Origin of the sequence: Enterococcus sp. 4G2_DIV0659 (assembly GCF_002140715.2) — a bacterium.
Classification (GTDB): domain Bacteria; phylum Bacillota; class Bacilli; order Lactobacillales; family Enterococcaceae; genus Enterococcus_L; species Enterococcus_L mansonii.
Genome location: NZ_NGLE02000001.1, coordinates 886933 through 899837, shown reverse-complemented (window position 1 = coordinate 899837; position 12905 = coordinate 886933). Strand labels below are relative to the sequence as shown.

The 12905-nt window shown below is 35.5% G+C and carries 4 protein-coding genes; all 4 read left to right on the top strand.

The features are described from left to right. The first annotated feature begins 336 nt into the window (after nucleotides 1–336). The 4 genes from A5880_RS04190 (at nucleotide 337) to A5880_RS04175 (ending at nucleotide 12753) form a co-directional block, all read left to right on the top strand. A complete protein-coding gene (locus A5880_RS04190; protein WP_086331943.1) occupies nucleotides 337–525 on the top strand; it encodes a hypothetical protein in 189 nt (62 codons plus the stop codon). 27 nt (nucleotides 526–552) lie between these two features. Continuing rightward, nucleotides 553–9399 (top strand): isopeptide-forming domain-containing fimbrial protein, encoded by an 8847-nt coding sequence (locus tag A5880_RS04185; RefSeq protein ID WP_179190498.1) that lies wholly within the window; start codon nucleotides 553–555, stop codon nucleotides 9397–9399. A gap of 373 nt (nucleotides 9400–9772) precedes the next feature. Next, on the top strand, nucleotides 9773–11956 hold the full coding sequence (locus tag A5880_RS04180) for a hypothetical protein (protein WP_086331941.1): 2184 nt from the start codon (nucleotides 9773–9775) through the stop codon (nucleotides 11954–11956). A gap of 59 nt (nucleotides 11957–12015) precedes the next feature. Then, nucleotides 12016–12753, top strand: coding sequence for a WxL domain-containing protein (locus A5880_RS04175; protein ID WP_086331940.1), 738 nt, complete (start codon nucleotides 12016–12018; stop codon nucleotides 12751–12753). Nucleotides 12754–12905: the final 152 nt, after the last annotated feature.

Here is a 12905-nt window from a genome sequence, read left to right as displayed (position 1 = left end):
TGTTTAGTTTGGATTTTTTTTATTTTTCATAAATCAATAGTATTTTTTATCATTAATTATAATTGTATTTTTATCTGCATGATATTTATTTTTTTCAATTTTTTTCTAAAATAGTTAAAAAAGTGAAAAATATATTAGCGTAATATAGTGTAAAATGGTATACGTGCAAATAGGTTTATTATCGAAATAACATTCATTATATGGCTGAAAGCCAGAGTTAATTACATATATTTAGAAATGAGTGTTTATCTGTTATTCGAGAACTAGACTTATTTGTTGAGCATAGTGAATCACTCTGCTTTTTTGTTATGTATTTGAATAGTAGGAGGTGTTTTGGTGAATCGACGGATTTTTTTTAGATGGACAAAAGTGATAATATTTTTATTTAGTTTGATAATTATACTCTCAGCTTGTCAAAGTAAAAAAGAGAAGACAAACGAAAGTACATCAAAAAAAACAATAGAGACCACAATAGAGACAAAATCTAATGAAGCAACGATTATTGTTGAAGATTCTTCAAATTAAAGGTAGAAGGAAAGAAGGATGTATGAGGTGAACCAAAAACAAAAAGTTAAATTAGTAGAAAAGATAGCTACTTGGTTTATGTTACTAATTTTAATAACTCAAGTAATCACGTCTAGTTTATTTGGTGTTGTCGCGCATGCTGAATCATCAGTCGGAGATCTATTGTTAATAGATGAACAAGGTGTTCCAGTTACGAATATGACACTAGAAAAAGGGGAAGTAAAAGTTATTGGTGTGAAAACAACGAATAAAGAAGATACTTCCGTCCAAGTAAACCTTAATGGGTTACATTTAAACCAAGAACAAACAAATGAAAGAAATACAGGAAATCCAGTTTCAATCGCATATAGTGAAGAAGCATCAAATGTGATTGTTAGCTGGCAGACAAAGGCCTCTGTTGAATCAAAAGAAACATCTGCTGATGAACAGAGTACTGCAGACAGTGAACCAAGTGAATCGCTACCGGTACTGGAAGATCCAGTCACACAATTTGTAGATAATCAAGCTTGGTTAGTAATAGAAGCGACAGAAGCTGGAAGCTATCACGTGCAGGCAAGTTCTTCTAGAACGACTGGAGTTGGGGTGTCAGAACCGCTTGTTGTTACGGTTTCCGAGTTAAAAGAAAATGAAGCAGAAGTAATAAACAAAAGTTCAGAATCTCAAAACGAAAGAGATGTTGGTAAAAGTAATGATAATCTAAAAAAACAGATTATAGGTGATGAAGCTATATTTGCTTCTACAAATACCACTTTTGAAATATGGAATGAGACTACTCAAACTTGGTCAACTCAAGCAGAAGAAATCACTGATTCCTCACAATACAGTAAAGGTCTTAAATATCGCATTACTTGGGAAAACGATACTCTTGATAGGACTACATTCGTTCTAGGTTCAGATTGGGGAGAGGTAAGTAAAGCAGATACTACAGTAAAAGATCAAAATGATGTTGCTCAACTTAATACGACTAATATAAAACAAATTGTAATTCAACCGTCTAAAGTTGGAACAATATATACCATCGAAACTAAAGTCAATTTTAAATCAAGTGCTACAGACACTGCTTTTGAAAGTAGTTTTCAAGCTGCTGGGGATGGACAGTCAAATCTGTTTAAGCAACCACTGGAAATCAAAGTAGGAGCAAATAGTATTTATCAAAGTTCAATAGACACTAGAGCTGTTTTTCCTAATCCTGTTCCAATTGCTTTTTATGATACAACAGAAGGTTCAGCTTCTCATTTGAAAGGAAAAGATATTAAGTTTACGGTAACTTCTGGAAGTGGAGTCGTTCAAAATTACAGTCTTCTGGATGATGGTGATGAGAATGGCGTTGTGTTTCTAAATTTAGGTAAATTAGGTGAAGTATATACAATTAGGGTAACAGAAGCATTTGGTTTCTTAACTTCAGACGATGAGACGAGTAACTATAATTTTACGGTAGGATCTATTGGAAATTGGTACAATCCGGACGGAACAGCACCGCTTATAACTAGTTTTGGATTGAAAAAGATTGTTCCACAAGTTAAGACGGATATACACTATCAAGATAGTCAAGGCAATATTGTCAAAAAAGCTCATTTTAATGATATAATCACATCTCACCAAACGATTATTTATACAGAGGGAAGCCAGCCAGAAAAATTTAATTTTAGCTCAAACTCAACGAGCAAAAATATGGAACTTGTGGGAGATGTGTCGATCTACAAACTTGTAGACGGAAAGAAAGAAGCTCTGGTAAAGAAAGAGGCAAGTGAGATTTGGACAGGCAATAGTAAAACTGGTTATACTCTTTCTTATAACTATCAACTAGATAGCCCTTTGCTCACTGGGGAACAGGTTGTGATGGAAACAACTTGGAAAGTATTAGAACCATCGATTGGTGCTGGAAATCGTATTGGTAATTATGATATAGGTGTAAGTGTAGTGGGGGTAGATAATAAAGGTGTACCATCCAATTCAGTTATAGCTCAGAGCCAATTACAAGCTTTTCCTTATGCGGCAACTGCTTCAAAAATTACAAAGGAAGTATTTAGAAATGGTATAAGTATTCCGAACGAAGTAGTTCATGTTGGAGAGAATCTGACTTATCGCATTACTTTTGAAGTAACAGGTGGAGAAGAAACAGCTCAATTGAGAGTCACTCATTTTGAAGACATATTACCCGAGGGATTAACAGTTGATAAACTTGATCTATCAGCTGTTAAGATATTTACTAGTAAAGATGGAGAATTCAATCTATGGTCTGATTATCATTATCATATTGACGATAAAGGACATTTAACCGTCGATTTTGCTGATCCTGATGATCCGTTATTTGAACCTGATAACATTTTATATATTTCTTCTCAAAATGTAGATGCAAGAAAATTAATCATAGAAATTAAAACAACTGTGGATAAAATTGCTAGTGGAGGTTTAGTGAATAATGCAACGATAACAAGTCAGACAAGAACAAACGACTTTGATACAGAGAGTTGGGGAGCTCCCAATAAGCAATCTGATTCTGTATCTAATACAGTTGCACCAGAAGTTCAACTAAAAAAACATGTTTACGCTGAAGATCCAAGTATCACAATGAATCAAGAAGACGCACAAGTTCTATACACAGATAAATCATTCTTCTATTCCATCGACGCAAATTTAACACCTGAGTCTGGTGCTATGCACAATGGTATGATTGAAGATGCAATCCCGGATGAATTAATTATTCAAAATAAGTATTCACTTATAATCAATAATACTCCAGTGGACTTGCCTGAAGGTGCTGTTGAAGTGAATGGACAAAAAGTAAAGCTAAACTTTTCAAAAATCCCTGAACTAAGTCCAATGACAAATAATCAAAAAGTTCAATTTATTATTGAAGTTAAAGCAGATTCCACTAAAGTAAAAATTGGTGAAAATATACCGAATACTGCAACAATTACAGGAACAGACAAACAAGAAAATAACAAGACAGATGCTTCATCAACAGTTGGCGTACATTTTGTTTATCCTCCTGGAGAATTATCGATTGAAAAAAGTGTTGGGAAGATGGCAAATAACCAATTTGAACAACTTGAAAACAAAAGTCCAGTAAAGGTAGGAGATACAGTCACATATAAACTGATTGTAAAAAATACTGCTGCTGTAGGCACGATTGTTAGAGCTGTTCATGCCAAAGATGATGTGCCAAAAGGATTAGAAATCGATCAAAATTCTATCAAAGTAAAGATTTTTAAAGAGAATGAAGAACGAGAAAGCCAAGGCACGAATTTAGGAACTGGTCAAAACTTGGATGTATTGATTGGTGATTTAATGGGAGGCGAATGGGCTGAGGTCACATTCAATGTAGTAGTAACAAAAAATGCGTCTGGAGAATTAAAAAATATTGCTTCTGCATCTGGAAAGATAGACGAAGTTCCAAATGGTCCAGATATTGATAAAGAAGCAGAACAAAAACCATCAACAGAGCTAGGGATTACACCAAATCCTGAACTGAGTAAAACTGTCAGTCAGAAAAAAGCTTATAAAGGTCAAATACTTACGTACACTATAGTTGCGAAAAATGAAAATGGTGCACCAATCATCAACGGAAAAATCAGTGATAGACTTCCTGATGAAGTGAAGTATGTTCGAGACACAACCGTTGTTAACGGAGTGAAGATGGATGATACCTTATTTGGTTGGGTAACAGACGTAAATAATAAAGATTCTTTCGAATACAGCGGACTAACTATTGACGCTGAAAAAACCATTACCATTACCTTTGACGTGGAAGTAATAACAAATGAAATAAAAACAGATATTACAAACACAGCTAAACTCAATGGTGATTATCAAGTCAATAAGGATACTACAGAAACAATCGAGGAAAAAACAGCTTCAGACGATTTTGAAACAGTCCGAAATGCTGGGAAGTTATCGATTAAAAAAGAAGTTTCAGAAGTCTTAGAAGGCTCGAAAGATTCAGTAGATAAACATGATAAAGTTGTAAAAGTTGGCGATATTATCGAATATAAACTCATCGTCGAGAATACTGTCAAAGAACCTTCTATCATTTACAATGTTAAAGTGACGGACACGATTCCTAAAGGTTTAATCTATCAGGATAATACATTAAAAGTTAATGGGGAAGTCCCAACGAATGGAAGTAAAGTTGAAGGAAATTCATTACTAGTAATAATCGGTGAAGTGACTGAAAAGACGGAACCAATAGTCATTACTTTTGATGTAAAAGTAACGGAAACAGCGTTAGCTATTACAAAAAATAAAGCAATGGCATTAGGAGAAACATTAGAAGATCCTACTAATCCTGATTCAAATAAGATTCCGCAAACACCTACTTCTAATGAAGTTCTTGTACACAAACAACCCGATCCAATTATTAAAAAAGAGGTAATTGATCCAACGAACGGAAATGTTTTCAATGGAGATGAAATTTTATATCAAATTAGTATTGCTAATGGCACGAAAGAAAATAAAGCTCTAAATGGTGATTTGCTAAATGCAAAAGTGACGGACGATTTAGATCCAAATCTGGAATACGTTGCTGATTCAACGACTGTTGGCGGAACAAAAATTTCTGATACAGGAGTTTGGACGAAGGGAAGGAACTTCTCCTATACATTCAACGAAGCCATACCAGCAGGTGAAACAAGAATTATCACATTTAAAGTTCGAGTAAGTGAAGATGCAAAAGGAAAAATCAACAATACTGCTACAGTTATTGGAGAAGACAAAGATAAAAATGAACTTCCTAAGAAAGATGATACTGTTGATGTCACTGTCTATCCAAAACCCGGAAATCTAGAAATCAAAAAATCCGTTTTAAACAGCAATAAAAAAGAAATTCCAAACGGAGTGGTCGCCGAAGACAGTATAATTACTTACCAACTAGTGATAAAGAACACTGTACCAGGTAATTCAGAAGTACTAAATGCATCTATTGAAGATAAAATCCCAGCAGGCTTAATTTACCAAAAAGACACGCTACGCGTTGTGGATAAACCAGATAGTGTTAATGTAAAAGAACTAAGTATTTCCAAAGCACCAGAAACAGTAAAAGCTGTTTTAGATAAATTAACTGGTGGTCAAGAGGTAAGAATTGAGTTTCAAGCACAAGTTACAAAAACAGCGGAAGCGATTATCGACAATAAAGGAATTGCGAATGGACAAATAGTTCAAACACCAGGAGGAGAACCATCTGCTCTAGATCCTGTTGCTGATAAAGTGACCGTCTACAAAGCGCCAGATCCGCAAATTACGAAAAAAGTAATTGAACCTGTAAGTAAAGATGTTATCAAAGGCAGCCGAGTAACGTATGAATTAGTAATAACCAATGGTGACGCTAATACAGGAGAGTTATTGAATGGTAAGGTAAAAGACGAGCTGCCAGATGGATTGATTTATATTCCAGGTACAACGAAAATCAATGGACAACCTGCAACACCAGCGCAAGAAGCTAGCTGGTCAGCAGATAAGAAAACATTTGATTACGACTTGCCATCCCCTTATTTAGGTGGGACAAAAACAACGATCACCTTTACTGTTGAAGTAACTAAAGGTGATAAACTAGAAGAGATCGGAAAACCAATTCCTAATAATGCGTTTTTAACTGGTGAAGACAAAGATAAAACAAGCTACACACCAGAAAAAGGGACCGATACGATTACACCTGTTTTAAAAGACGGGAAATTAGAAATTGAAAAATCTGTATTTAAAGATACAGAAAATATGCATAACAAAGTGGTCTCAGTAAACGACATTATTGAATATCAACTTGTTGTGAAAAATACAGAAGAACTTCCTTCAGAAGTCAAAAACGTAGTTGTTACAGATAACATTCCAACTGGTTTAGAATATCAAGAAGGGACACTAGAATTCGTTGGAGAAAATATTTCTGCTACAGGTCAAGTTGTGGATAATATTTTAACAGCGGAGTTAAATACACTGACACAAGGACAAGTTGTAACAATCAAGTTTAAAGTAAAAGTAACAGAAAAAGCAAAAGGAACAATTGAAAATGTTGCTTCTGCTAAAGGTAAGGTCACACCTGTCGACGGAGAGTCACCAATTGATATAACAGATAATGCTGATGAGCATATCAATAAAGCCCCAGCTCCAAAAATCGAAAAATCTATTGTTACACCAACTAAACCAATTGTAACGAAAGGAGATCAAATAACTTATCGTCTTGTTGTTACAAATGGGGATGAAAATACAGGTGTCTTAAAAAATGGAATTGTTACAGACGCTTTAGTGCCAGGTCTAAAACACGTACCAAATACAACAACCATGGACGGTCAACCTGTAGAAGAATCAAGTTGGACAGAGGAAACGTTAACTGTTCATTTACCGACAGTTATTAAAGGTGGCGCAGAGGCCATTACAATTGAGTTCAAAGTAGTTGTAGATAGCAATGAATTAGGAACAGTGCCAAATACAGCTTATGTTTCCGGACAAGACATCACCGAGAGCGGAAGCTATACGGATGAAGGAAACGCCAATATTGAAGTTGTTCCTAAAGCCGGCGAATTGAACTTGAAGAAGTCCGTTTCTAAAGGAAATGAAGATGTCCATGATAAGATCATTCATGTAGGAGATATCGTCACTTATACTATTGTTGTTGAAAATCCAGTCACAGATCCTTCAGAAGTGAGAGACATCATTCTTAAAGACACAATACCAGAAGGACTTGTCTATCAAGTAGGAACGTTAAAAGTGAATGGAACACAAAAATCAGATAGTCACGTAACAGATCAAAATGTAACCATCAATCTTGGTCTATTGAAAGAAAAAGAACAAGTAGTCGTAACGTTTGATGTAAAAGTGACAGAAGTGGCTAAAGGTAAAATTACCAATATTGCTTCCGTATCAGGTACAGTAACCCCCCCTGGGCAGCCGGAAGAGACGTTACCAGAAATCGAAGATACAGTCGAAAACAGTAAAATACCTGATCCTAAAATCCAAAAAACAGTAGTTGATGATGGGAACAACCCGATTGACCAATTAAAAGTAATCAAAGGGCAAGAAGTTACCTATCAATTAGTTGTGACTAACGGAACAGAAACAACAGGTATTTTATATGATGGTGTTGTAACAGATACGTTAGATTCAGGTTTAGAGTACGTTTCCGGAAGTACAACAATCAATGGTGAAAAAGTAACCGATGAAATAGCTGGCTGGACAGGTAATCAATTAACCCATAAGTTACCTAAAGAATTTGCTGGCGGAAATAAATATATCATTACATTTAAAGTTAAAGTAACAAGATCTGAATTAGGTTTAATTGCGAATACAGGTTATGTTACTGGTAAAGATAGCGAAAAATCTCCAACGATTGATTACGACCATTCAAATAAAGTGGATATTGAAGTAATTAGAGGAACGGCTGATCCGTCAATTTCTAAGGAAGTACGATCAGAAGATGGCATTGACGATTTGAATGATACAACAGTTAAGGCAGAAACAACGATTCAATATAATTTAATTGTTGAAAATAAAAACCAAGAGCCATCTGAAATTCGAAATACGATTGTTACAGATACGATTCCAGTAGGTTTAACTTATATACCTGGTTCATTGACGCTAGATAATGTGTCTGTTGGTGATGAACATGTCGTTGGGCAGCAATTGACCCTTGATGTAGGAACGCTTATAGAGGGACAAAAGAAAATAATCAGCTTTAAAGTTGTTGTCACAGACGAGGCAAAAGGTATCAGTCAGAATATTGCTTATGTTTCTGGAAAAACAACAGATACAACAGGATCAGATAAAGAATTATCTAATATCCCTTCAAATCCAGTTACTATTCATAAACCAGCCGCTCCTGACATTAAAAAGTCAATTGTCGGTAAAACAGAAGTAACGCTTGGCAGTGATATTGTGTATAAACTTGAAGTAAGCAATGGAACGCAAGAAAATGGTGAGTTATTAGAAGGTGTTGTATCCGATGAACTTCCTGTTGGGTTGACCTATAAAGCAGGAACTACCAAAGTTGATCAAAATCCAGTAAGTGATAAGGATATATGGAAAGAAAATAAATTAAGTTATCGTTTATCTCCAAATTACAAAGGTGGTTCTGTAACGATTATTGAATTTGTAGCTACAGTGAAGGAATTGGGAACAATTAATAACACAGCCACTGTGAGCGGAACCGATTTTAGCAAGTCTTCTTATAATGAGGTAGGAACTGCCACAGTCACAGTGACAGCCAAACCAGATCCTTCTATTGAAAAAAGTGTTAAACGACTAGATGATCAGGATTTTGTTACTTCACCTAATGAAACAGAAGTAAAAGTAAATGACCATTTGGTTTATCGCTTAATTGTAAAAAATGGAACGGCAGATGCAGGGACATTATTTGATCCAAAAGTTGAAGACCAATTACCAAAAGGGCTTGTTTATGTTCCAAATTCAACAACAATCAATGGCACAACTAGATTATTAGATGCCGATCACTGGAAAGACAACACATTCACCTATACTCGACCAAGTATGGCGCCAGGAGAAGTTTGGACGATTGAATTTGAAGTCAAGGTAATTGAAGCTACGGATAAGCAACAAATTAAAAATTCGGCAACACTTACTGGAACGGACATAGGAACGATGACATACAATGATCAATCAGAAGTGTCTGTCATAGCTAAAGTCGATCCTTCCGTGGATCCTCCAATTGAAGAAAACAAAGATGGCTTAATCGATGATCCAATTAAAGAAGCTAACGATCCAACAATTGGACAAAAATTACCAAACACATCAAGTAAGACGAAAAATACCAAAAGATATCCTAATACTGGAGAACTGAATGAACAGCTTTCTTGGTTAGGTTATGTACTAGTTATTAATTTGCTAATATATTATCTTTTTAGAAGAAAAGAACAAGATCAACTATTGTAATAAAACATTTTAAGTTAAAAAAATAGTTTGATAACAATAATAGGTGGCTGGGATACGACTCGTGGAGTTATGTCCCAGTCACTTTTTTTGATTGCTCAATTAAATAAGAAAGGATGACTTTAGGAAAAGTGAACGCTTGATAAGCATATATTGGATTATACTTTTGGAAAAAAATGTATAAGTGTAAATTTCCGCGTATTTTAAAAAACGATTGCAAATATTTTACTTTATTTTAACCACAGTATAAAATTAACGTAATGATATAAAGTATTTGTAACTTTTTTTAATTTTCAATATTTTTCAAATTATATATTTTTATTAATGAAAACAATCTGTTGATTAATAGTTATGTACAATCAAGGGGGCATTAGGGGTGAATAGAAAATGGCTGTTTTTATTTCTAGTGGGATTTTTGTTAAGTGCTCTATGGTTTGGTAATTGCCGAGTTTTTGCGGAAGATGAGATAGTTAGTCAACAATCCGAGTTTAGTGATATGCCGCAAGGGCGTTTGGTTACTGCTGGATCGGGTGCTCTTAGCGGTACTTATGTTACAGGAAGCTCTGGGCAGTCGATTATCACGATGTCTTACACATATACTCCAACGTTGGATCTTTCTTTAGGGGGAAAACCAGTTATTATTCTTCAACTACCGCCGGAAATAGCGGCTCAGATCAATGGGAGTGTAACAAAACAGCAAGCCTTTTTGTCCATACTTACAGGTACAGTAACACTTCCTAACGGATTGATTGGCAATAAATCCTATAATATTCATGACACAGCAAATGGGATTTTTTTAGATTATAGTAGCGCATATAATTCTGTGTATGTAACATTTCCTGCAAATACTTTAGGTTTGTTAGGACTTAGTCGCTGGGCAGTGACATTTAGTTTTGATGTTTCAACATTGTATCTAAATGGGATAACGATTCCACCAGCAAGTAATGGTATAAATTACCCGATCAAAGGAACATTCGGTTCATCAAATGATGGTCTGGATATTATAAATTTAGTTTTAGGGAATGTATCAAAATCAGGTGTAATTAATATGCCATCAATGTCAATAGGGACCAGCGTGCCCAATGTTACACCACCAGTTATTAATAGCCCTCTTTTGAATTTACAAACAGCCGTAAGTGGGAATATTCAACAAGTACAAAATAGCAATTATAATTATTTAGTCCAATTGACTATTATACACTCTGATGGTACCCCATCGCCTACTGTTATTAGTAATATTCCAGTGGATGGTTCTGGTAATTTTAGTACAAATTTAGCTTCTGCTTTGCAATATGGAGATACTGTTTCAGCTCTGATCATTGCACAGTCAAAAACAACAAGTAATTATATTCAAAGTCAATCCTCAACTTTACAAGCAGTTAGTTGGCCGATCCAACCCGTTACATCGATTTCAGCAACCCCAGGAACTACTCAGCTTTCAGGAACCGCGGTACAAACGAATGCAGGTACGTATCAAGTAGTACTTCAAATTAATGGTGGAACCGTTTATACTACGGCATTAAATGTAAATGGTACGTTTCAATTTTCCAATTTGCCGATGTTTAAAGGTGGAGAAAATGTGAGTTTATCAGTTCAAGGGTTAAGCAATCGAACGGGGACGGTTCTAGTAACGAGTAGTAGTTTTAATCAAGTAACTTCTTATTTGGCCCCAACAATCTCTGTTGTACAAACAATTGAACGGTTGAATGGGCAAGGCAATTGGGAAGCTGCACCTTCTGTAGTTACTGGCCAAACAGTGAGATATACATTAACAACAACTTTACTGAATCAACCGGCAACTTGGGGGAGTCAAACGCTAAAAGCCTACGTGCCAAATGGACTAACGCAGTTAAGTCCAGTAACCTTAATTCAAACATCGAGTACGGGGATACAAACCCCTGTTTTGGGAACACAGCTTTTAACAGATTCTAATTCAAATACACAATATTGGTATTATCAAAACATGTTGGCGATAAATAATTTTACTCAGCCGAATACTAGTTATAAGCTTCAATATACAGGCGTAGCGGCTCAAAACATGACGGGTCAGACTTTAGCTTTTTCTAGTAATATTGGCGGTGTTGATGGTGGCGGAACAGCAATTGCTCCTCAAAATAACGCAATTTCGATTCCAGTAGAAAATGGTACGTTGCGGTTTGTTCAATCTCCTACGAAAATTTCATTCAAAAATATTCCAGTTCCATCGAAGACAAAAACATACAGTCCCACAGGAGTAGACACATCGTTAATCATTGCGGATGGCCGGATAGCTAAAAGCCAGTGGAATTTATATGTTAGAGAAAATCAAGCGATGCAATCCACAACAACCAGTAAAACCATTAACCAAGCTTTTGTCTATCGAATCAATGGTCAAGACAATTCTATCAATACATTGGCTTCTCAAGTTTACACGTATACATCACCAGATAATAATAATGTGGTGATTTCGTGGAATCAGCAAAATGGTGTGTTTTTAAAACTAAGTCCGAGTGTGAATATTAATGTAAATGAATCGTATACCGCACAATTACAATGGATTTTATCAGATGCACCTTTATAATTAAGGGTTTAGCTTCTAAAAATAAGAAGTTAAAATAAAAAAAGAAAGAAGGAAGTAAAATGAAGAAGATTCTAAGTTCTTTATCTACTGTAGCGGCACTTGTTTCACTTGGTTTTGTTGGAGGCGTTGTTGGAGAAGCTGTTAGTGTAGGGTCTTTAACGTCTAATGCAGATATTACTTTTTCTCAAGATACGACAATAACATCTCCAGTTAACCCGCTTGATCCAACTGAGCCTGTGACACCTAATCCAGATGATCCTCATCAAACAGGAACGGGAGGGCCATTGAGTTTGGATTACATTTCTAATTTTCACTTTGGTACCAAAGTGATTCAAACAGATGATGTGACCTATTATGCACAAATGGATCAAGTTCAAAATTCACTGTCAACATTGATCAGCGTTCCAAACTATGCACAGGTAACAGATAAACGAGGGTTAAATCTAGGGTGGAAACTAACGGTGAAACAAAATGGTCAATTTAAAACAGCAGACACAACCCCAGCGGTATTAGATAATGCTGAAATGAGTTTTGTCGCAGCAACACCGAATTCAACTGAATTAATTTCTCTTGCACCTACTACCGTACCAGTGACTTTAGACCCGACTGGAGCGAGTTCTTCACCAGTTGCTACAGCACTTTTATCTAAAGGGATGGGCACTTGGACGCTTGCATTTGGAACAGGCGCTAATGCTTCTCAAGGTGTAAAATTGATGGTGCCTAATGCTACAGCAAAAGTAGCAAATAGCCAATATAAAACGACACTTACATGGACATTGAACGATAGTCCTTTATAGAGTTAGACAATTAAACGTATTAAATGATTCAATGGATTATGATTGAAAAATTGAAATAAAATTTGTGGTAGGAGCGTATGGCTTCCAGAGATAAAAAAATTCACGAAGATTCCTTTTTTAAATTTTTTGTGAATGTCAGTTTATTTCTGAAG

Excerpts from the sequence above, each read along its gene's own strand:
- A5880_RS04175 (WP_086331940.1), top strand. The coding sequence starts at position 12,016 with ATGAAGAAGATTCTAAGTTCTTTATCTACTGTAGCGGCACTTGTTTCA.